This is a genomic window from Colwellia sp. C2M11 (assembly GCF_018860915.1).
GTDB lineage: Bacteria > Pseudomonadota > Gammaproteobacteria > Enterobacterales > Alteromonadaceae > Colwellia.
In genome coordinates this window covers 14,389-36,164 of record NZ_JAHKQD010000049.1, presented here as the reverse complement: position 1 = coordinate 36,164, position 21,776 = coordinate 14,389, and the positions used below count along the sequence as shown (strand labels likewise).

The 21,776-nt window shown below is 36.2% G+C and carries 18 protein-coding genes; 16 read left to right on the top strand and 2 right to left on the bottom strand.

What is annotated here, in order from left to right:
- Positions 1-7 precede the first annotated feature (7 nt).
- The 12 genes from pyrC (at position 8) to KO509_RS14810 (ending at position 16,887) form a co-directional block, all read left to right on the top strand.
- Positions 8-1,066: a dihydroorotase gene (gene pyrC / locus KO509_RS14865; RefSeq protein WP_215974061.1), complete on the top strand. Its 1,059-nt coding sequence runs from the start codon at positions 8-10 to the stop codon at positions 1,064-1,066.
- Between the two features lie 99 nt (positions 1,067-1,165).
- The gene (locus tag KO509_RS14860; RefSeq protein WP_215974060.1) at positions 1,166-2,056 is read left to right on the top strand and encodes a 6-carboxytetrahydropterin synthase; all 891 of its coding nucleotides are present in this window, start codon (positions 1,166-1,168) and stop codon (positions 2,054-2,056) included.
- A gap of 7 nt (positions 2,057-2,063) precedes the next feature.
- Positions 2,064-2,966, top strand: coding sequence for a M23 family metallopeptidase (locus tag KO509_RS14855; protein ID WP_252727616.1), 903 nt, complete (start codon positions 2,064-2,066; stop codon positions 2,964-2,966).
- Positions 2,966-3,823, top strand: coding sequence for a hypothetical protein (locus KO509_RS14850; RefSeq protein WP_215974059.1), 858 nt, complete (start codon positions 2,966-2,968; stop codon positions 3,821-3,823). The genes KO509_RS14855 and KO509_RS14850 overlap by 1 nt, the downstream gene beginning before the upstream one ends.
- A gap of 127 nt (positions 3,824-3,950) precedes the next feature.
- Positions 3,951-7,070, top strand: a complete 3,120-nt coding sequence (locus KO509_RS14845; protein WP_215974058.1) for a hypothetical protein — start codon at positions 3,951-3,953, stop codon at positions 7,068-7,070.
- Positions 7,071-8,612: a hypothetical protein gene (locus KO509_RS14840; RefSeq protein ID WP_215974057.1), complete on the top strand. Its 1,542-nt coding sequence runs from the start codon at positions 7,071-7,073 to the stop codon at positions 8,610-8,612.
- Positions 8,612-9,403: a hypothetical protein gene (locus KO509_RS14835; protein WP_215974056.1), complete on the top strand. Its 792-nt coding sequence runs from the start codon at positions 8,612-8,614 to the stop codon at positions 9,401-9,403. The genes KO509_RS14840 and KO509_RS14835 overlap by 1 nt, the downstream gene beginning before the upstream one ends.
- A gap of 126 nt (positions 9,404-9,529) precedes the next feature.
- Positions 9,530-10,096: an excalibur calcium-binding domain-containing protein gene (locus KO509_RS14830; protein ID WP_215974055.1), complete on the top strand. Its 567-nt coding sequence runs from the start codon at positions 9,530-9,532 to the stop codon at positions 10,094-10,096.
- A gap of 801 nt (positions 10,097-10,897) precedes the next feature.
- On the top strand, positions 10,898-11,581 hold the full coding sequence (locus KO509_RS14825; protein WP_215974054.1) for a sigma-70 family RNA polymerase sigma factor: 684 nt from the start codon (positions 10,898-10,900) through the stop codon (positions 11,579-11,581).
- Positions 11,578-12,606 carry a FecR domain-containing protein gene (locus KO509_RS14820; protein WP_215974053.1) on the top strand — a complete coding sequence of 343 codons (1,029 nt, stop codon included), beginning with the start codon at positions 11,578-11,580 and terminating at the stop codon, positions 12,604-12,606. Before KO509_RS14825 ends, KO509_RS14820 begins: the two co-directional genes overlap by 4 nt.
- Before the next feature lie 146 nt (positions 12,607-12,752).
- A complete protein-coding gene (locus KO509_RS14815) occupies positions 12,753-15,245 on the top strand; it encodes a TonB-dependent receptor (RefSeq protein ID WP_215974052.1) in 2,493 nt (830 codons plus the stop codon).
- Positions 15,246-15,357: 112 nt separating this feature from the next.
- The gene (locus KO509_RS14810; RefSeq protein ID WP_215974051.1) at positions 15,358-16,887 is read left to right on the top strand and encodes a metallophosphoesterase family protein; all 1,530 of its coding nucleotides are present in this window, start codon (positions 15,358-15,360) and stop codon (positions 16,885-16,887) included.
- A gap of 17 nt (positions 16,888-16,904) precedes the next feature.
- Here the strand turns inward: KO509_RS14810 and KO509_RS14805 are convergent, their stop codons facing one another.
- Entirely contained in the window at positions 16,905-17,783 is an 879-nt protein-coding gene (locus tag KO509_RS14805; protein ID WP_215974050.1) for a LysR family transcriptional regulator, read from the bottom strand.
- A gap of 91 nt (positions 17,784-17,874) precedes the next feature.
- Here KO509_RS14805 and KO509_RS14800 point away from each other — a divergent pair, with 91 nt between their 5' ends.
- The 4 genes from KO509_RS14800 to KO509_RS14785 all read left to right on the top strand — a co-directional run bounded on the left by KO509_RS14800 (position 17,875) and on the right by KO509_RS14785 (position 21,150).
- The gene (locus tag KO509_RS14800; protein ID WP_215974049.1) at positions 17,875-18,303 is read left to right on the top strand and encodes a PACE efflux transporter; all 429 of its coding nucleotides are present in this window, start codon (positions 17,875-17,877) and stop codon (positions 18,301-18,303) included.
- Positions 18,304-18,683: 380 nt separating this feature from the next.
- Positions 18,684-19,547: an AraC family transcriptional regulator gene (locus tag KO509_RS14795; RefSeq protein WP_215974048.1), complete on the top strand. Its 864-nt coding sequence runs from the start codon at positions 18,684-18,686 to the stop codon at positions 19,545-19,547.
- Between the two features lie 57 nt (positions 19,548-19,604).
- On the top strand, positions 19,605-21,005 hold the full coding sequence (locus KO509_RS14790) for an MATE family efflux transporter (RefSeq protein WP_215974047.1): 1,401 nt from the start codon (positions 19,605-19,607) through the stop codon (positions 21,003-21,005).
- Positions 20,995-21,150, top strand: coding sequence for a hypothetical protein (locus KO509_RS14785; protein ID WP_215974046.1), 156 nt, complete (start codon positions 20,995-20,997; stop codon positions 21,148-21,150). The genes KO509_RS14790 and KO509_RS14785 overlap by 11 nt, the downstream gene beginning before the upstream one ends.
- 122 nt (positions 21,151-21,272) lie before the next feature.
- On the opposite strand, the gene KO509_RS14780 is transcribed toward KO509_RS14785, so the two are convergent.
- Positions 21,273-21,689 (bottom strand): PACE efflux transporter, encoded by a 417-nt coding sequence (locus tag KO509_RS14780; protein WP_215974045.1) that lies wholly within the window; start codon positions 21,687-21,689, stop codon positions 21,273-21,275.
- Positions 21,690-21,776 lie beyond the last annotated feature (87 nt).

Genomic DNA, 21,776 nt, shown 5'->3' with positions numbered 1-21,776 from the left:
AGTTACCATGACAAATAAAGCACAAGCAAATACAGAAAATACCCTTACTATCACGCGTCCTGACGACTGGCATGTACATTTACGCGATGGTTTGGTACTAAAAAATACCGTCGCAGATATTAGTCGCTATTTTGCTCGTGCCATTGTAATGCCAAATTTAGTGCCGCCGGTAACGGATGCTAAACTAGCCAAAAGTTATCATGATCGCATTATGGCTGTTGCAGCTAATGACAATTTTAAACCATTAATGGTGTTATATTTAACTGATCAAACAAGCGCACAAGATATTATTGAAGCAAAAGAATCTGGTCTTGTATTTGCTGCTAAGCTTTATCCTGCAGGAGCAACAACTAACTCTTCTTCTGGGGTAACTGACATAGCTAAAATGGCAGATGTTTTTGCCGCAATGCAAAGTGTTGGTATGCCATTATTAATTCATGGTGAAGTTACCGATTGCAATATTGATATTTTTGACCGTGAACAAGTATTTATTGACACTATATTGTCACCACTCGTTGCTAACTACCCAAATTTAAAAGTAGTGCTAGAACATATCACCACAAAAAATGCTGTCGATTTTGTTAAATCAGCGAGTAACAATGTTGCGGCAACGATTACGGTTCATCATTTACTCTATAACCGTAATGACATGTTAGTAGGCGGCATTCGACCACATTATTTCTGCTTACCAATTTTAAAGCGTAATATACATCAACAAGCACTTATTGAAGCGGCAACAAGTGGTAGTGCTAAGTTTTTCTTAGGTACAGATTCAGCACCACATGCACAGCATGCTAAAGAGTCGGCTTGTGGTTGTGCTGGTGTTTATTCAGCTCATGCTGCCATCGAGTTATATGCTGAAGTATTTGAACAAGAAAATGCCCTTGATAAATTAGAAGCATTTGCTAGTTTAAATGGACCAGAGTTTTACCAATTACCTATTAACACTGACAAAATAACCTTAGTTAAAAAATCGTGGAAAGTACCGGCTACCATGAGTTTTGGTGACGACGTTGTTGTACCTGTGCGTGCCGATGACGATATTTTGTGGCAAGTAAAAGACTAAGTTATGTGTTGGTTAGTTGTTTACCTTTTGTAAATAACTAACGTAATAGCTAAACAATCTAATTAACAATTGAGAGCCAAAAGTAAATTAAGGAAAAAAATGCAATTATTTGTAGATGATTTAACCGTTATTGATTTTTCGTACCTGTGTAAACAGCGCGGTATTGTGGGTGAAAGCTGGATTGTTGACGTGTTACTCGATGGCTCATTAAATGAAATGAGCATGGTGCTTGATTTTGCCGTCGTTAAAAAGCAAATTAAAGCCATTATTGACGATGCAGTTGACCATAAATTATTGTTGCCAATGCAAGAGCAAGCGGTAACCTTAGCAGAGTCACCCTATAATGACGGTCATCAAACAGTTGACTTTGTAAGTGATATTGCTAGTTATTATTTACAATCACCTGCGTGTGCTTTTGCCGCAATTGATTGCTTAACCATAACAGTACCAGCAGTAATTGAGCATTTAAAAGCAATAATATTAGCGCAGTTACCCAATAATGTTGAAGGGTTAACGTTAGTATTACGTCCTGAAAATATCCCAACCGATTATTATCATTACACTCACGGTTTAAAGCTCCATGATGGTAATTGCCAACGTATTGCCCATGGTCATCGTTCTAAAATTCAAATATTAGTTGATGATAAAAGAGATGCAAATTTAGAAGCTGCTTGGTGTAAACGCTGGCAAGATATTTACATTGCCAGTGAAGCCGATAGAATTTCTGTAGATGACATTCAATTATCAGCTCAAGCAATGAAGGACTTAACCCCTGATCATCAATATTTTAGTTATCATGCGCCACAAGGGCGATTTGATATTGCTGTTGATACTAAAATTCTTGATGTTGTTGATTGTGATTCAACAGTAGAATTACTGGCTGATTTTATTTTACGACAAGTAAAAGCAGAACACCCTGAACTCGCTAATAACACCATTAAAGTTATTGCGTATGAAGGGGTTGCTAAAGGAGCCATTGTTCATGGTTAGTTTGTTTATGATTAATAATACCTTTCGTTTAACGCTAATGGCATTAACTTTTGCTGGTGGCTATGTAACAAGTGCTCCAACTCAAGCAGCGACTAATGTTTTGAGTGATAAAGCTGAAACAATTGAAAAAGTGAATACAAAAAATATCGCTTTATCAGGTGTTATTAAGCAGGGCGGTTTAATTGTTGGTAAAACATTACCAAGTGACACTGTTAAGCTAAATGGTAAAACATTAATGGTATCAGCTAAGGGTGATTACACGTTTGGCTTTTCTCGTGATGATAAACAAAGCCATAAACTAGTCATCACTTCAATTAATGGTGATCGGGTAGAGAAAATATTAATACCTGAGCAACGTGAATATAACATTCAACGGATTGAAGGCATTAAAAAAAGCATTATGCAGCCAAACCCTAAAGCCGCTATACGTGCTAGAAAAGATAGTACACAAGTAAAAGCGGCTAGAAAAATTGCCAGCTCGCTTGATTATTTTGCTCAAGGCTTTATTCCTCCTATTGAAGGTACCATTACCGGTGTTTATGGTAGCCAACGTGTTTATAATGGCGTATCTAAAAATCCTCATTTTGGTCTAGACTATGCCGGTAATACGGGTGATCCAGTAAAAGCACCGGCTTCTGGCACTGTATTACTGTGGGTTCCTGATATGTTTTATTCGGGGGGAACTATGATTATTGATCATGGTCAGGGCGTTAGCTCTACTTTTTTACATTTAAGTGATTCGTATGTTAAAAAAGGCGATAAAGTAACACAAGGACAAGTAGTTGCTGCCGTAGGCCAAAGTGGTCGAGCGACAGGACCTCACTTAGATTGGCGTATTAATTGGTTTGATGTGAGAATTGATCCTGCCTTAGTGCTGGAATTACAACCGTTGAAAACAGTACAACATTAATGAATCTTCACCAATACTTGTTGGCAATCCAGGAAGGAAAAATAATAAACTTCACACGTTTTTTAACCTTGCTACCTAAATTGCATCAGCAAAATTGGCGACATATTTTTAGTGTCAGCAAAGTAAAAGGCAATGGAAAGTTTCTGGTAACAGTTGTTGATAAAGCCTGTTTTGAACAGTTATTATCAGCAGCGACACCTAGTACGAATAGAGCTGAAGCCGCAGTTAAAGGAAATTCACACCAACATAAAAGTTCAATGAGCTTCGTGTTGGTGTTTCCTGAAGCATTTAATCATCAATACTGGCAAGAAAAACCTAAATGTCCTCATGTTGTTGTGTGTAGTCATTCAGAATTAGCATTGAGCTTTAAGCCCCAAAAAACCTTAGTAATAATTGAAAATCAAGAGAATTTTTTTCGATACAATGAGTTTTTAGCTGCTCTGTTAGATGAAACATCTTCAAATGTTAATTATGATCTACAGGCCCTTGATATTGCTTTTGGGCACGGTAATAGTATAACTAATGCATTACATGCGGATTTTTTCTGCCAATATCAAACAATATTATGCTGTTTTGATTATGATCTTGGTGGTTTAACCATGTTTTCGACTTTACGCAAACTATTTAAAGCACATACAATTAACACGGAACTGTTATTTATGCAGCCAAGTAACAATCAAGTTAACAACGAGAAATTTCTAAAAAACCACTTTAATAAAACCCCAGAAAAACCAGAGAGTTGGCAACAAGCAATTAAGTTAGCAGAACAACTTGATTTGGTTGATTTAGCCCATGCGTTCCAGCACACTAGAGCGTTTATGGAACAAGAAGTCTATTTGTCAGACCGAATTAGATAAATAGTATATAACTAATACACATTAGTTTAAAACGTCAGTAAAACTTGGTAATAACCTAATTAATGACCCATTAAAGGTCGAGTTCAGACAAAACTGAATTTGTCAGACAAAAAGAAAAAGGTAAGACATGTCGTCACAATACAAATTTGAAATTAAGCGTATGGTACTCGTTGACTCAGCGGGTTTTTGCTATGTAGAACTACCGGTAGATGAACATGCTATTTTACTCGCTGATGGTAATATTGGTAAATCGAGTATATTAAACTCACTACGATTATTTTTATTACCTGAAAACAATTTTAAGAATTCAAAAAACAAATTTGCATTCAGTACCCCTAAAAATGATGGTTTTTATGACAATGAAGAAAGTTATCATCATTATTTCCCAAGTAAATACAGTTTCTTAATTTTAGAAGTAAGTCATCAACATGCAGGCACTGAGTATAATCATTGCCAAATTCTACATCCAAGTACTGGCTATTTAAGTTACAGTCGAATTTTCACACCGCTAGCATTCGATCAAATTCGTCATTTATTTTGGCAGCTTGATGGAGATGAAGACGGTATTGGTTATCGTGCTAACAGTTTAAGTAGCAGCGAAGTTTTTAAACAACTGAAAAGTTTACATAAAGATACTGTATCAATCAAAGACACCACTAAGTTAAAAGAATTACTTTACGCGAACGAGCAACTAGTGCCCCAGAATATGCGTTACAGTGTGTTTCCACTTGCTGAGTGTGATGACGCGCGAATTGAATCGTTACGTACTTTAGTGCTCTTATTATTTGAAATGAATTCAGGTAGCGGTGGTGTAGCGAAAGCCGTTGCAAATATCATCGAAGCGGATAAAAAATTCACTAGTGATATTTTAGATTTTAACATTGATCAGTTTCTATCAAAGCACGACGAACTAAAACAACAAGAGTTAGAGCTAATCAAAATCTCTAACTTAGAAAACAAATACCAAGGCCTACAAGAAAACTTTCAGCAGTATTCTCGTTTTCAAATGGCAGACAAAGATTTTGCTAACTTTTATATCTCGCTTAATACCCAACTTAGTGAATTGAAAAAGCATTTACAACTCGCTGCTAATGTTGTCAGTGAGTCTAGCAGCGAGTTGAAAGACCAACAGGCATTAGTGCAAAGTATAAAAGTTAGTTTAAAAGCAGAGCAAATTGAAGAAAATAAACTCAATACTAAATACACACGTTTAACCAAAGCATTAGATAAAGCACAATTGCTTCTCGCTGGCTATCCAGATAAACCACTTCATACCGTTATTGAATGGTTTAATGACGATATTGCCACAATGAAAGAAGACTTAGCTGCACACCAAGATAGAACAGCAAGTATTAATCGTATTGCTAAACTTGAAGCAAGTATTAACCAGAATGAAAGTGAGCAACAACGTTTAATTACGCGGATTAATACCCAAGAATTTTCCTTAAGTAATCAATTGCCTAAACGTACTTGGCAAGTATACGCTGCAATAAATAAACGTTTAGCACTAGCAAACCCAGGTAAAAATTTAACTGAACTACAGTTAGCAGCTTTCAATCAGTTTGCAGAGTTGTTTGAAAATAAAAGTGATGCAGTCATTTTATTTGATGAAGTCTTTAATCAACAATCCCAACAACTTAACGATGATAGTAAACTTAGACTAACAGATGTAGAAGCTGACTTAAAAGCAGATAGACAATCGTTACAAGCATTACGACAATCTCAAAATAATAGTATCGCCAATGCTGGTGAGATCAAACGTCTAACCCGTGATATAAATCTTGCAGAAGAAGAGTTACTTACGCTTAAGCACCTTGAACATAATAATTTAAGCCTAGAAGAAGTAACGCAAGAGCTTGAGCAAGTACGAAGGAAAACAACAGAGCTAGCCGATGAACAAGGTAAAGCATCAACCACGCTAAGTCAGTTACAACAAACAGCAGAGCAAGCAAAACTTAATTGGCAAACTATTGCTAATCAAGTAAATAGTTTAGTGCAATTACAAAAACAAGCCGATAGCATAAAAACGCGTTATCCCCGTTGTGCTCAGGCTTTAGAAAAATCCATTACCTCAACACGCCAATTTACGTTAACAACAGCAGAGTTAGCAGATATTGAAGCGCAATTAGCGTCGTTAACTGAGCTGAATTTACAGTTACAAAAAGGTTTATGTAACTTTGTGTTAGAACAAATTATTGTTGATAAACAGGGGATTATGAACGAAGCACCAAGTTTCTCTGTTGTTAGAAAAACGTTTGAAGCATTAAGTGATGTTTATACTAATTTAGAAGCACGTCAAACCATGCTGAATGAGCAGATTTATGTGCATAATGAATCTGTACAAAGTTACATGAATTTATTACAACAAAACTTCGATTATATTAAAGATTTTGAAACCGGACTTAATCGAGATTTTTCACAAATCAGTATTAATGATCTAGACGGTATCAGCGTTGAAATTCATATCGATAAACGGTTCGAAAATCTAGTACAAGAATTACAACATGTTGACTTATATGCCGAACAATTAATTTCAGATAATTTTTATGCAAGATTACGTGCTTTTGCCAATTCAGGAATATTCGCAAGTAAAAGTAGTGGTTCAAATGTAAAGGCCGTTAGTCAGCGCTTAACTATGGATAAGATTATTGAAAACTTATCTTATAAAACCCGTAAAAGAAATCAAACACAGTGGCAAAGTAAACAACAATCCAATTCAACAACAGCATTAATCAACCTAAAGTTAGTACAAATATTACTTAAACGTCTACGTGCCAGTGGTTATGATTTATTACTTCCATTAGTGCTAGATGAAGTAGCGACCGTTGATGTTAAACAATTTGATTGGTTACTTGATGATATTAAATCGAGTGGCTTTACTTTATTCGCTGCATCAACGCATAGTGCTAGTTCACAACTTATTTATAAAATTGGTCGTTATCATGAAATAGGGGCCATGCGCACACAAAAGCCTTATTCCAAAGAGCGTACATTAGTTTATTGGGGCGGCGCAGAGTTATTTACATCGCTTGATGAAAGCTTGCTACATGATAATGATCAATCAACAGAGTCGCAACTTGGTTTACTTGCTGGTATCGAAGCAGGGCAAACGGATATATTTGATTTGCAAAATGATGATGACCAAATAGCTGACAAACAAGTAAATAAAAGTAAAGTACTTGAAAATGATATTACTGAGAGCCAAACGATTACCAGTGAAGTAAAACAAGGGAATGAGGAAGCTTAAGTGGCTATCAGTAAAGCAATCAGCAACGAGAATAGCTCAACTCAAACCACCTTGGTATCAAGTGGGCAAAAGCACTCAGATAAAAAATTTAATACGATTGAAACGTTACGCATATTATTAGATCACCCAACAATCATGTTTAATGTTATTCGTACTATGGATAACAACAAAGTCCGTTTTATTACTGAGTCTCACTTAGCACTAGAAATTTTACAGTACTCTCAACAAGTAAGTCATATTGAAAGTCAGCGTATTACGCTTGCATTTGATACCGACAACTTATTGCAAAGTCACATATTGATGGATAAAGATATTTATCAAGGAACATGCCGCTTAAGTTTTCAAGAAGGGATTATTAGTATATTCCGCCTTTGTGAAAGTTCACTGTATCAAGAGTTGACTGATTCTAAACTGAAATCTCGACTCGCGTCACTTTGGCGCTTACAAGAGCGAGTTAATAATGCCGAGCTATCGTTTATTGATGACGATCCAGATTACTTAGAATTTGTAGACGACTTAGTTCAGCAGTTAAGTGAATTGTTAAGTTTGCTCAAACAAAATATTGACCGAATGCAAGGACTTGGAAAAGATCTTGAAGCAATGTCGAGTCAAGTATTTACAGAAGTAGTCAGTAACGATTCATCTACAACGAATAATCAATATTTAGGTAACGAGCATAAAGAAAAAATGTTGGCGCAAATTACACATTTATTTGAGCGTCATATAAAACCAACACAAAACTTTTTGAATCACAGTACTCGCTTGGCCAAAGGTACTAATTTATTTGCCACGTTAGAGAGCTTTAAAAACGCCTTTTCAGGCAATAATAAACATGCCTTAAGTTCACAAGTATTACGTTATAGCATGAGTTTTAGTAACATTTTTCTCCCTATAACCGAAGTAGCTCACCAAGTAGATCAGTTTTTAAGGAAAACGCGTTCAGCGTTACTGCAAAGTAATGCTATGGAGCATTTTCATCAAAAATTACTGTCTGCTTATGACAAAACACTTGAGCGAAGTTTAAATAAAACCAAAATAGATAATAACCTTGTTAAAGAATTTGATTTTATTAATAGCCTAAAACGAGCAAGCAAATTAAAAGATTTTAGAGTAGGGCAGTCAACCAGTTATTTTAATAACTTATTCACTGAGTTATCACTGCGCCTTGAAGCCTTGAACCTTGATGGACATTTTAATTCAGACAATGAAAACTTCAATTTAACTGCGGTTATTGATGATAGCGAGTCACTTGTTCTTAAGCGATCTCTTGCGATGTTTGAACATTTAAATACTATTAAATTAAGAGAAAGCAATGACTTAACAGCAATGCTACATTGTCGTCTAAGTGATAGTTTTGACGATTATCGACTGGTAGACCTTATTGGTGCATGCCAATTAATGCAAGAGCAACAAGCTAACTTCACGTTAAGAACGGTAAACCAAAAAGCCTACTTACGACATAACGATGAAATTTATATTTACCGCCGTAAAAAAGTAATTGCTAATCAGCCTAAGTGCAATGAAAAAGAGATCACGAAATAATGAGTAATGACAAAGACATAACAACAGAAGCCGACGACGTGAATACTACTAATAGTGGCTATAAGCCTAAGTTAGATGCTGGTGAAAATAGTAGTCAAAACACCAATGACAACACGCAAGTACCTAATGATGTAGGTAGTAGTGTAAGTGGTGATGAAAATGATGACCAAGAATCAGCTCAAAACAATTTATCACCAACAAATCAACAAATCATTAATAGCTTTGAGCAAGTTAATGCGCAACATAGCGCAGCAATTTTTCGTCAATTCAACCAAGGAAAAGTCATTACTAAGCTAGTGTATGACGATATAAATGCTAAAAATATCGATAACCCGTTATTTACCTGTTTATTTAATTCATCCCAGCATTTTGAATCCTTATATCAACATTTAGGTTATGAACTTTGTTTACATAGCGCAGGGGATTTTTATTATGTTCGTGAATTACGTGCTGATAGTAGCGATGAAGCAGATGATAATGCCTTAAAAGTACAAGCTATTTTACTGCAATTAGGCCGTTACTATAGTCAAACAGGACGTGAACTTGAGCAATTATGCCAAGCTCAATTTGGTTTTAATGAGAACGATTTATTAACATTGTCAAAAGACGATGAGTCATTAGCTATTCTCAAAGCGATTAAAATAGACAACTGGCCTAAAGCGATAGACTTTATAACTATTCGAAATTTTGCCTATAAAACAGGGGGCAATAGTTGGTTTATTAGCTCTGCAGGTAAAGCGTTCTTATTTAACTTAGTTGAACAATATAGCCAGTTTGAGCAAGATCACTAAAGCTAACATGTTGAAATTCTATTTCAGCTATTTTTTACAATGGATAAATATGACTAACCAAGTTGATTTTTCTAAGCGATATTAACTTAGTTAGTCATTTACAAATAAACTTACAATGGAACTGTGATGTACAAAGGAAAGCTAAAAAATTGGCAAGGTGTTAAAGGTTTTGGATTTATTCAATCAGATGAGCTTAAACACGATGTTTTTATTCATATTTCAACCTTAAAAGCCATGAGTCGAGAGCCTAAAGTTGGTGATTTCATCTATTTTGAAGTTGAAAAACAGGCAAATGGTAAATCCAGCGCTGTTAATTGTCGTATTGAAGGTGTAGCAGCAAAATCAAGGTTAACAAAGAAGCCTCGTATTAGAAGAAAATCTCCAAGACGAAAGAACAAACTTGTTTTACTGCTAATGTTACTCGTAATTGGTTTTTTTACATATCAACGATTAGTATCAAAGATCTCAGGACAACAAACACCAAATAATCAAATACCAAGTAGCTCAGTATTAAGCAATGAGTTAAAGAGTGAACTATCTGATACAGGTACACAGTTTTCATGTGATGGTAGGCAGTATTGCAGCCAAATGAATTCACGCGCTGAAGCTGAGTTTTTTACCAGATATTGTCCTAATACAAAAATGGACGGCGACAATGATGGTATTCCTTGTGAAAACGATTCACGATTTTAAATACTATTATACATAGTGGTTAATATTATATTTACCTTAATAGTGAAACAGCATCAAAGTGCATTATCTTTTTATTAAAAAGAAAATATAGAATCTAGTTGTTAACTTGCAAACAGTAAAATGTCATTAAGCTAAAGTGCTAAATAGACTAATCAATTCAACAAAATGATTTCCCAGTGAAGAGTGGATCCGATCCAGTGCTTAATTTGGATTAACAATAAGTGCTCAAGGCCCCTCTCTATAAAAACACCCTTGCTAAATCCGATACTATTTAATACTGGACATAGCGTATATTTAGTTAACTAGTAGCTTTGTAGCTAATTTTGTCAGGTTGTTAATTCTTAAACCTAACGCTATGTGAAATCTGATTCTATTTGGCTGTTACTACCAGTTAGAATTCACATAGCGTCACCGTATTGATCGTCTATACTTTTGATTACAGCTTAGAAGTTTTTCATTTCACCAAATTTATCTTTGACGAGTTAAATATTATTTGCTGATGACAAAAATGCTTACTCAATGTCATTAGCATTTCTTTCTGATAAGCCAATTATTCAAGTTGATAAATATTACTTCCAGATATCGAAATTTCTTATCCTCAAATTAGCTACATAGATAATGAGCTAACTTTAATATGAAGTTATTTCTCAACAATAATTATCCATAATGACAAATATTAAAACTTGTTGATAAAAATATTAACTTTTTGTTAAACCAACTCTATAAACCTTAAATGTCATAAGTTTGTCATAAAACACCGATAATATTCCGCCGATTTTCATTGCTATTAGGTTAACTAAAATGAATAAAGCGCTGTCCAATGTCCCGTTATTTTTCAATTCCGATGTTAAAGAGCCTTCTGCTAAATCTGCAACCATTCATAAACTAAAAACAAAGTCTGCTAAAACACAGACCATTGATACTTTATTTCGTGATCACTGGTTAGATGTTTGTCGATTGTTACATAAGTGCTATGGCTCAGGCCCTCCAGAGCCAGAAGATGTTGCCCAAGAAGCATTTAGCCGTTTTGCACAAATGAATAATCCCCAGCAAATACATGATCCCAAAGCATATATCATAAAAATAGCTATCAACATTACGCTTAAATCTATTGGTCATTTATGCAAAGCGCGAGAATTTATTACCGAACAACTGCAAATTGATGAAGACCAAGTTGACACATTTTGCCCTGAACGTATTTTACAGAGTGAACAACGTATTCACGTTATTCAAAAAGCTACTGAACAACTCACTGATAAACAACGCGATATATTAATGCGCGCCAGAATCAAAGGTCAAACATACGCACAAATTGCTGCAGATACAGGCTGGAGTCTTGCTGATATTTGCCGTCAATTAAATACAGCAATGTCTGTTTTAGAAGCGATTGACGAAGAATCATCTAGCAACAATAACGATAAGTTAGTTAAAAATACTAGTAGTAATTCACTTGCAAGCGCCCTACCCGACGAGTACAAATCATGACAGATCAACACAACGAAAATCAAGCTAACACGGTAAAAGATCAAGCAAGAGAATGGCTTATCTATTTATATTCTGGTGAAACTACACAAAAAAAACGTGATGAATTTGTAATATGGGTAAATAAAAATGATGTGAATAGGCAAGCATTTAGCCAGTCATACAAAGTTTGGCAAACCATAGGAGCGACAGATTCATCGGTAGAATGGCTAGCACAATATGCGATACGAAAACCTGCTTCGTTACCGACAAAAAAATCAAAATCTATACTCACTAAATCAGCGTTATGGCTAAGTGGTATTGCCGCGAGTGCTTTATTTTTAGTTGTTAACAATTCTTTTCAAGCACCTAAAACCATGAAAGTTACAGCATCTGAAATAGTGTTTACTTCACCTATAGGTGAAAACAAAACGGTTACATTAAGTGATGGTACCGCGGTTACGTTAGCTGGAAATTCCAGTATTTTGGTGGATATAAATCAACATGAAAGGCGTATATCACTGCGTAAAGGTAGTGCTTATTTCGACGTAACTCATGATTCAGAACGTGTTTTTTCAGTATCAGCTCAGCATACTGAAGTTCGGGTTCGTGGTACAGCATTTGAAGTTGAATATAGTACTGACAATGAGTTAAAAATTTCAGTACAACGTGGGCTTGTCGATGTAGCTGATTTACCTGAGTATGGTAGTAAAGATGAAAAAGTGGTTCAATTGCATCCAAACCAACAATTACGTGCTGATATTCATGGCGCATTTGTTAATGGTGTTACTCATTTTAACCCGGAAACAGAATTTTCTTGGCTAAATTCACGATTAATTTACGACAATATACCGCTTAAAAATGTCATTGTAGATATTAATCGTTACGTTACAAAACCTATTATTGTTTCAGATGAAAGCATCAATCATCTACCTATCACCGCATCATTTACTTTTGATCAAATTGACTCTGTTCTATCAGGATTAGTTGCCGCTTATCCTATTAAGTTAACAGAAGAAGTAAATCGTACTGTAATAACAAAAAATTAATGATAAGTCATAGTAAGTAAGGGCTCTGGACGTTTTTCATAAGCTTCAATTTATGAAGCTTTTGTTAAACATCAACATTTACTGAAAAAAAATTCTTCTTGATGACTCTTGTAACGAACCTCTATTAATTAACCGGAAGATACATTATGAAAACATTACTCAGTAGCTCTATTAAGTTTGCACTTTTTAGTGGCGCACTTGCTTCTTTAACGCCTCAACATGTATTTGCACAACAAGCTGAAATAAATATTTCCATTCAACCTTTAGGGCAAGCGCTTAATCAGCTTTCTCAACAAACAGGAACCGTGATTATTGCACCAAGTCGCTTAGTTAGTGATAAACAAGCCGTTGCTGCAATAGGTAAACTGACAGTTATTGAAGCCGTTGACCAATTATTACTCGACAGTGGATTAATAGCCCAAGAACAACCAAGTGGTGCCATCATCATAAAAAAAGCAGACTTAAGCCCTGCTTCACCTAATAAACGTGCTGCTAACTATCAAGCCCCAATGGATGAAATTGTAGTGACTGGCCTTAAACGCGAGAGCAGTTTACAAGATACGCCCGTAGCAATTTCAGTACTAGGTGGCGATGAATTAAAAGCTCAAGGTGTCACTGATTTCACCGACCTAATCGATAGTTTATCGGGCATATCAATCAATTCAGCTTTTGGTGGCCCTGAAAACAGCTTTATCACTATTCGTGGTATTGGTGGTGCTGATGATTACAAACCTAATGGTAACCCGTCAGTTGCCCTGCATGTTGATGGTATTTACCAAACCTCTAATGCTTATTTAAGTATGCCGCTTTTTGATTTAGAACGTATTGAAGTACTTAAAGGACCGCAAGGTACATTATATGGTCGCAATACTACAGCCGGTACAATTAATGCAATTACGCGTGCCCCAGGTGATACCTTAAATGGTTATGCCGATATTGAATATGGCTCATACGACTTTGTTTCTGGTAGCGCTGCTGTTGGTGGCCCAGTATCAGATAATTTAGGTGTACGGGTTGCAGTATTAATGAAGCAAGGTGGTGGCTTTATGGATGGTAAAGGCGCGGGTGATTTTGCTGGGTTCGTACCTGAAGGTACTGAAGGAATTATTCCTGCGGTGACAGATCCCGGTGAACGTGATGGTTTTGGTGATGCTGATTTATTTGCTTTTCGAGGCACTGCTGAATATGAATTTGATAATATAACATCGTTAACCTTACACTATTTTGTTAGCCAAAACCGTGGCGATACTCGCCAATATGATCGCATTGCATTCGATGATGATACTTCTGCTCTTAATGCCGGTGAAAACGATAATCCTTATGAATTCTATGCCAGTGAATATTATTCACACGAAATAGACGTAAGCGGATTTTCAGGTGATTTCAGTCGTCAATTAGATAAAGATTTAAATTTAGATGTGCTATTTGCACTTCAAAGTAGTGATCGTAACGTTAGTGGAAATGGTGATGGTACTTCTTTCCCGCGCTATCAATACAATTTTGATGATAGTTTGAATCAAACATCGTTAGAAATACGGTTAAGTGATAGTACTGGCGGCCAATTTGATTGGATAGCAGGTGCCTTTTTTATCAACGATTCTGTCGACTTTACCAGTAACTGGACCAGCTATGCTGTATTGTCTCAGTACAGCTCCCCTTATAATCAACGTCGTAATAGTGTTGCTACTTTTGGTAATCTTGACTGGAATGTATCTAACGATTTAGTGCTTAGTGCAGGACTACGCTACACCAAAGATAGCGCTAAATTTCGTGGCGAAAACATTGATGCAGATCCTTGGGGATTATCGATATTTGAAGATACTTTTAACACTGATGCTAACTTTTCTTGGGATCGACAATTTGACGACAGCAACGTGTCAGGAAAATTAGCTGTGCAATATTTTGTTAACAACAACTTTAACGTATTTGCTTCTGTCAGTACGGCTTATCGTGGTGGTGGCTTCGACGGTACTTCTATTTTTTCAGAAGAAGAAACGCAGCCTTTTGAATCAGAAGAAGTATTTGCTTACGAGGCAGGAGCACGTTATGTAAATGACACAGTCAATTTTACCTTAGATGTATTTTCTTATGACTTTGAAGAGTTACAGGCGACAGCTCGTTTATCAAATGATACAAACGGTAGAACAAACGTAGGTAAAGCTACCGTTCGTGGTGCCGAAGCCTCACTAGCGGTTACTTTGTTTGAACAAGATAGTCATCGAGTTACCTTCAATACTGCAGGTACTTATTTAGATACTGAGATTACTGAATTTAATTCAAATCGTGTGAACGATGTTATCAGCACCATTGGCGATCCACTTCCTGGCTCACCCAAATGGAGCCAAACGGCCGCACTTAATTATGAAACGTCATTCGCTAACAATACTCAGTTAAATGCACGCCTTAATTACAGCTACCACGGTGAAGAGTCTAATCGTTTAAACGCGGGTGACGGAAACACCACGCCTTCGTACAGCTTACTTGGATTACGTGTGGATGTAACATTGAACAATGGTTTAAATTTATATGCTTATGGCCGCAATATTACTGATGAAGTTTACTTTCTTGAACTCAATAGTGGCTCTCGCTTAGTTGGTGCACCAGCAACTTATGGTGGTGGTATTAGCTACGCATTTTAACCACCAATATAAATAACGTGCCCATAATGGGTGCGTTATTTTCTTACCATAAAGCGTCTCATATTGTTGTGACGCTTTTCTATTAAGTGTTAGTACATTTTCAGGTGACTTTATGACTTCATCAACTTGTTTTTTTTGCTTAGCTCTACTCTTACTTATATCAAATGCCGCATTGGCTAATACGGCGCAAGTCTCTAAATCAGAAACCCCTTATCAATTGGCCTCTTCATGGCCAGATCGTATTATTGTCACAGCGACAGAAGATCCGGCGACAAGTATATCAATTACTTGGCGAACTAATAATATTACCGATAGTACTTATGGACAAATAGTTAAAGCAAATTCAGATGCCAGGTTTGATATGCGTGCCAGTACCGTTAACGCAATCACCAGTATTGTCTCTTTAAAACAAGGTAAAAATAATCAAGGGGAATTTAAGTACACTGCTAATAATAAATTGCCCGATGTTAATTATCATGCAATTACCTTTAAAAACTTATCTCCAGATACCCTATATAACTACCGTGTTAGTGGTAGCAAAGGTAAATGGTCGCCTTGGCAACAAATTAAAACTTCGCCGGTAACAGTGAATAAAGATGTCGAATTTCTTTATTTTGGTGATGCACAAAACGGCATTTACTCTCATTGGCCCATGGTTTTACGACGGGCATGGAAAAACGCAACCAATGCTGAATTTGCTATTTACGCTGGGGATTTAGTAAACGAAGGAGCGAATGATAAGCAGTGGTCAAACTGGCTTAATGCTGGGCGCTTTATACATGGCATGCTCCCTGCGGTATTAGTCGCCGGAAACCACGAATATGATTGGCAAGTACAAGCTAATGAAAATACAAATAACAGTATAAAAACGAGTACAAAGGCGAGCACTCAGAAAAATTGGGCGCTTTCAACACTTTGGCAAGATCAATTCACATTGCCTCCTGCTCCTAGTTTACCTAAAGCATTACAAGAAACTGTTTACGTATCACATTACCCCGATTTAGATGTTTTTGTACTTAACTCTGAAGCTCAAGGTGACGTTGCATTATTACAAGCACAAGCTGAATGGCTAGATGATCAACTACAACATAGCACCGCACAATGGCGAATTGTCACTTTGCATCATCCAGTATTTTCATCTTGTGGCGTACCATTAAATACCCCAGGTCAAGACGAGCCAGAAGTAAGAGCGGCTTTCTTACCTGTTTTATTAAAACATAATGTCGACTTAGTGTTACAAGGTCACGATCACACGTATGCGCGTGGCAGTATAGGTACAAAAGAAGATATTGCCGTATTGGCCAGCCATGCGTCACCTAAAAAAGTTAAATCGGTATTTGTGACATCAGTTGCAGGCCCTAAAACCTATCCTCAAAAACTGACACGGTGGCAAGAATATAGTCATTATGGTGTGACTCTTGAACGTATAGGCGAGAATACTCCTACTTATCAGGTAATTAAAAAAAACAATAATAAGCTAATATATCAATCATTTACCACAGATGGAAAGTTGTACGATGGTTTTACCTTAACAAAGGCATTAAGTGGTCAAAAGATCTTGCAAGTCATTAGCGATTTACCCGAACAGCGTACTTTTGACAACACAGGTGATTATAAAAGCCATCATGATTTAGCAGAATAACTAAGGCAATAAAGCTATTATTTATCCAATATATGAGTGACCGCATCAGCCAGCCATATCAAGGCTGGCCCTTTGGCCTTTTGTTTGGTCATCACACGTTCAATTTGCATAGGCCACGGCTTATGATCGAAACTTAAATTCATGCGTACCATTTCACCTCTTTTTTCGTATTGTTCTGCCATATAAGCAGGAATATAACTCCAACCTAATCCTGCTTTTACCATTGTGTTAACAGCATTAAAGTTACTTCCCCACCAAGTATGCGAAGATATATTTGGGCTTTGCGGCAAGGTTTTTTCATCAAGCCCTCTTGTCAATAATTGACGGTGGGCTGATAAGTCTGAAACGGTGACTATATCCATACTCGCTAGTGGATGTGATGGACTCACAACGCCATAAAACGGCAAACTCCCTATGTAACATAAATCCACTTCTTTCGGGAAACCGATATTCGCAAACATCAGCCCTATATCAGCTCGTTCAGCGTTCACCAAGGTTAATACATCGGGTGTTGAAACAGCATAAAGCTCCAAATTAGTACCAGGAAACTTCGTTGAAAAATTATTTAAAATATCGGTAACTACCGGAAGTAAGGCATCATCTAGCGCTATTTTAACCTCTGTTTCATGAAATAAACTTAATGCATTGTTTACTGAGTCAAGCTCATAAGTCTGTCGCAAAATTGCTTGAGCAAACGGTAATAATCTTTCCCCATGTGGTGTTAAAGTTGGTTTACGGCTAGTACGATCAAACAATCGGGTATTAAGTTCTATTTCAAGGTTGGCAATCCCTTGACTCACTGCAGATTGAACCTTGCCTAACTTACGCGCGCATGCCGAGAATGAGCCAGATTTTGCCGTTTCTACAAACATTCTCAGCTGTTCTAAATTATACATATCACTTTTCCTGATAGTAACTAACTATATTCTTTCATAATGAATGATTATTATAACAACATCAATACAAAGCAACGAAAGGAAATTTAGCATGAACGTGCAAAGTATTAGTACAACAGAGCGTATTTTACACAGCGTATTATTTGAAGCGATTGCATTAATATTTATGATATATGCCGCAATGAATTTTATCGATGTAGATACAAAATCAGCCACAGGATTAGCTATAGGCCTGTCATTAATTGCGATGTTCTGGAATTATTTTTACAACTTAGTATTCGATCATATTTTCGGAGATGATCGCATCAATCGTACAATTAAAATGCGTATAGGTCATGGACTCGGTTTTGAATTAGGACTAACTTTCGTCACGCTCCCATTAATAATGTGGGTACTACAGTTAGACTTTTGGATTGTTGCCGCGATGGAAACAACCCTTATTCTATTCTTCTTGTTATACGCGATTATTTATAACTGGTGTTATGATCTAGCTCGTGTACGTATTATCAGTGCATTGTAGATTTTAACAATACACTGATAATACTAACTAAAATAGACTGACAATAAACTATCTTTAGCGAAGGTACACCATACTATTACTGGGTACCTTTGCTAGTTAAGTCATTAGAAAATAGCACACAGCAATACCACTCAATTACATCTCATGCAGCCATGCAGCCATGCACTTATAATACGTTTCAATGCATCATAAAAAATCCTAAAGTAATGCTAATTACATTTACTGCATGTGTTTGTTAATTATTTTAATTAATTCAAAAATTAGCAATTTCAGTCAATATTTTTTCATGGCAACGTGTAATATCTACTTAAGATTAATAAATCTAAACTACATAGAGAATTAATTGCTAAGGCAATAAATAATGGGGTAAGTCTTATCAAATGAGTAATTACGAACAAAATATTATTAGGGTATGTGATTATATAAATCAGAATCTTGATGATGACTTAACATTAGATCGATTAAGTGCAGTTTCAGGTTTTTCTAAGTTTCACTTTCATCGTGTTTTTTCAGCTTTCACTGGGCTTAATTTGATTAAGTTTATTCAGATGTCACGCCTTAAACGTGCATCTTTTAGGCTGGTATTTAAAGCTGACATTAAAATTATCGACATTGCTTTTGAAGCTGGGTTTGAAAGTGCCGAGGCATTTTCAAGAGCCTTTAAGCGCGAGTTTGGGCAAAGCCCTTCTGAGTTTAGAAAGTCTCCTCAATGGCTTAACTGGCACGACAAAACCAATACATTAACGCTAGCGTTAACTGAAAATACGGACGATAAAATGCATGTGAACATTGTTGATTTTAAAGAACAAAAAGTTGCGGCATTGGCGCATTATGGTGATCCTAAACTTCATTACCAAACATCGATGAAGTTTGTTGCTTGGCGCAAAGCCAGCAAGTTATCACCAATAAAAACCAATAATACTTACGGCATACCATATTCTGATCCTAATGTAGTAAAAGCAGAAGACTTTCATTTTGATCTTTGCGGCGCAGTTACAGTAGACATTCCAGAGAATGAATTTGGTGTAGTAAATCAAATTATTCCTGCAGGACGCTGTGCCGTTATTCGTGATATTGGTAATCGTGATGATTTAAGTAAAGGCGTTTATTATTTATATAAACAATGGTTACCAACAAGTGGTGAACAATGCAGAGATTTTCCTGTGTTTTTTCATTATGTAAATTTTGTTCATGACGTGTCTGAACATGAAGTGATCACTGATATTTATTTACCAATTAAATAGTTTTTTATTTATTATCTTTTCACTGACGAGCTTTATCCCATTAGGAGTTAAATAACAATGCCCCACGCTAACAACATGTTTCTTGTCGGTTCACTACCGTCTGTGTTTATGAAAACCGCTGCACCTATCGTATTAATGATGTTAGTTAATGGGTCGTTTTCATTAGTTGATGCCTATTTTCTTGGTGAGTTTGTTGGTGCTCATGCTCTTGCCGCTGTTACTTCAGTATTTCCTGCTTTTATGTTACTTGTCGCTTTATCAAGTTGGGTGTCTGCGGGTTTTTCAAGTGTAATGGCAAGGTTATTAGGTGCTAATAAGAAGAATGAAGCTATATCCGCTTATGGTCAAGCGATTACGCTGTCTATGTGTGTTTGCATGGCGCTAATTGTACTTTTTTTAGTGGGCGGTGAGCACTTGGTGTTGTTTGTTAATAATGGCTCTGTAAGCTTATCTAGTATGAGTTATGATTACTTATCACTCATGATATTTTTCTCGCCGTTATTATTTATTCTTACTATTAATAGCGATAGTTTACGCTGTGAAGGACAGATGTCTTTTATGGCGGTTGTGCCTTTATTATCAGTATTCTTCAATATTGTGTTTAACTATATTTTTATTGCGATACTTGGCTGGGGAGTTATTGGTTCTGTTTATGGTACGTTATTAGCGCAAACCTTATCCCTGTTTGCCGTGTACTTATTTCGTCGTTACAGTAAAACCGCGTTAAAAGTTGCTATTGTGCGTTTCACTACAAACCGTAAGTTATGGTCAGACTTTTTAGCGTTAGGCGCGCCAACAAGTTTGTCTTATGTTGGTGTGGCACTTTCTTCTGCTTTTATTTTATACAATTTACAAATTTGGAGTGACGCGAACTACAGTATGACAGTTGCTGCTTATGGCATTATTACGCGAATTATGACCTTTATTTTTCTGCCCTTGTTAGGTTTAAGTATGGCGTTTCAAACGATTTTAGGTAATAACATTGGCGCAAAAGAATGGTTAAGATCAAACAGTGCAATTAAAATAGCCATTATCATCGCTTTTATTTATTGTGTATTTTGTCAGTTTGTTATTTTACTGCTTAAAAATCAGTTGGGCGGTGTGTTTGTTAACGATATCAATGTCACTACAGAAGTGTCGCGTATTTTACCTATTATGTCATCAGCCTTATTTTTATTAGGCCCATTAATGATGGTGGGTGTTGTGTTCCAAGCCATGGGCGATGCCAAAAGAGCTGCTATTTTACGGCTGGCAAAAGTATACATTTTCACCCTACCGTTGATATTTATTTTGCCACTATTGTTTGCAGAACAAGGCATTTGGTTAGCAGGACCAAGCGCAGAAATTTTAGCGCTGTTACTGACCATTACTGTTTTATATAAACGTAGGCAAAAATCAGGTAATCCATTTGGCTTGTTTTTTATAAGAAATAAGAAGCAGACAAAATATGAAAGCTGATCTCAACCAAGGTGTTTATTTAATTGTCGATGATAACAAGGGCTGGTTGTTGATGATTGATCTGCCCCCGATAAAACAAGGATGGCAATCGCAAAAACCTCGGCAGCTGAGCGCTTCCATGAAACAATTTAAGATTTTGGCCTGAAGAATGTAACAGGTTATATTGTTGTCTCAGTAAGTTATTCAAAGTTTGCTGCAAGCGATAGACTTTATGAAACACATTTTACGAGACAAACTTTAACGTCTTTAGCATTTAAGCTAAAGACGTTATTTACTAAACCATTTTTGATAAGGCTGATAGCGGTCGTATAATATGTTAAATATTAAGGTGTATACCAGTATAAAGATTAGAAAACCTGCTTCTAAAATTAATGCGGCTATCCACGTTATATTTAAATACCAAGCTATTACTGGCAGTGTTATTGCGATCATACCCAGTTCAAAACCAACTGCGTGAATACAACGTGCAGCTAAACCTCTTGCTGAACGATTTATCCCCATAAAATTATCGAATATTATGTTGTAAATATAGTTCCAAAATACCGCAAATAAAGATAGTCCAATTGCCACAACTATCATTTTTTCTGCCTTAAAACCACCAATGATAACTGACGTAGGTATCAAAATAGAAAGTACTATCATTTCAAAAAGAATGGCTTGAAAGATCCGTTCAATTGTTTCCATTGTTCATCCATGCTTAACCAATCTCACTAGCTATGTGATTATTTCACCTTGCTAAAATCACCAACGACATCGTTATTTATTTAATAA

What these genes read in the sequence shown, in the direction of transcription:
- pyrC (WP_215974061.1), top strand. Translation starts at nt 8, where the DNA reads ATGACAAATAAAGCACAAGCAAATACAGAAAATACCCTTACTATCACG.
- KO509_RS14860 (WP_215974060.1), top strand. Translation starts at nt 1,166, where the DNA reads ATGCAATTATTTGTAGATGATTTAACCGTTATTGATTTTTCGTACCTG.
- KO509_RS14855 (WP_252727616.1), top strand. Translation starts at nt 2,064, where the DNA reads ATGATTAATAATACCTTTCGTTTAACGCTAATGGCATTAACTTTTGCT.
- KO509_RS14850 (WP_215974059.1), top strand. Translation starts at nt 2,966, where the DNA reads ATGAATCTTCACCAATACTTGTTGGCAATCCAGGAAGGAAAAATAATA.
- KO509_RS14845 (WP_215974058.1), top strand. Translation starts at nt 3,951, where the DNA reads ATGTCGTCACAATACAAATTTGAAATTAAGCGTATGGTACTCGTTGAC.
- KO509_RS14835 (WP_215974056.1), top strand. Translation starts at nt 8,612, where the DNA reads ATGAGTAATGACAAAGACATAACAACAGAAGCCGACGACGTGAATACT.
- KO509_RS14830 (WP_215974055.1), top strand. Translation starts at nt 9,530, where the DNA reads ATGTACAAAGGAAAGCTAAAAAATTGGCAAGGTGTTAAAGGTTTTGGA.
- KO509_RS14825 (WP_215974054.1), top strand. Translation starts at nt 10,898, where the DNA reads ATGAATAAAGCGCTGTCCAATGTCCCGTTATTTTTCAATTCCGATGTT.
- KO509_RS14820 (WP_215974053.1), top strand. Translation starts at nt 11,578, where the DNA reads ATGACAGATCAACACAACGAAAATCAAGCTAACACGGTAAAAGATCAA.
- KO509_RS14815 (WP_215974052.1), top strand. Translation starts at nt 12,753, where the DNA reads ATGAAAACATTACTCAGTAGCTCTATTAAGTTTGCACTTTTTAGTGGC.
- KO509_RS14810 (WP_215974051.1), top strand. Translation starts at nt 15,358, where the DNA reads ATGACTTCATCAACTTGTTTTTTTTGCTTAGCTCTACTCTTACTTATA.
- KO509_RS14805 (WP_215974050.1), bottom strand. Translation starts at nt 17,783, where the DNA reads ATGTATAATTTAGAACAGCTGAGAATGTTTGTAGAAACGGCAAAATCT.
- KO509_RS14800 (WP_215974049.1), top strand. Translation starts at nt 17,875, where the DNA reads ATGAACGTGCAAAGTATTAGTACAACAGAGCGTATTTTACACAGCGTA.
- KO509_RS14795 (WP_215974048.1), top strand. Translation starts at nt 18,684, where the DNA reads ATGAGTAATTACGAACAAAATATTATTAGGGTATGTGATTATATAAAT.
- KO509_RS14790 (WP_215974047.1), top strand. Translation starts at nt 19,605, where the DNA reads ATGCCCCACGCTAACAACATGTTTCTTGTCGGTTCACTACCGTCTGTG.
- KO509_RS14785 (WP_215974046.1), top strand. Translation starts at nt 20,995, where the DNA reads ATGAAAGCTGATCTCAACCAAGGTGTTTATTTAATTGTCGATGATAAC.
- KO509_RS14780 (WP_215974045.1), bottom strand. Translation starts at nt 21,689, where the DNA reads ATGGAAACAATTGAACGGATCTTTCAAGCCATTCTTTTTGAAATGATA.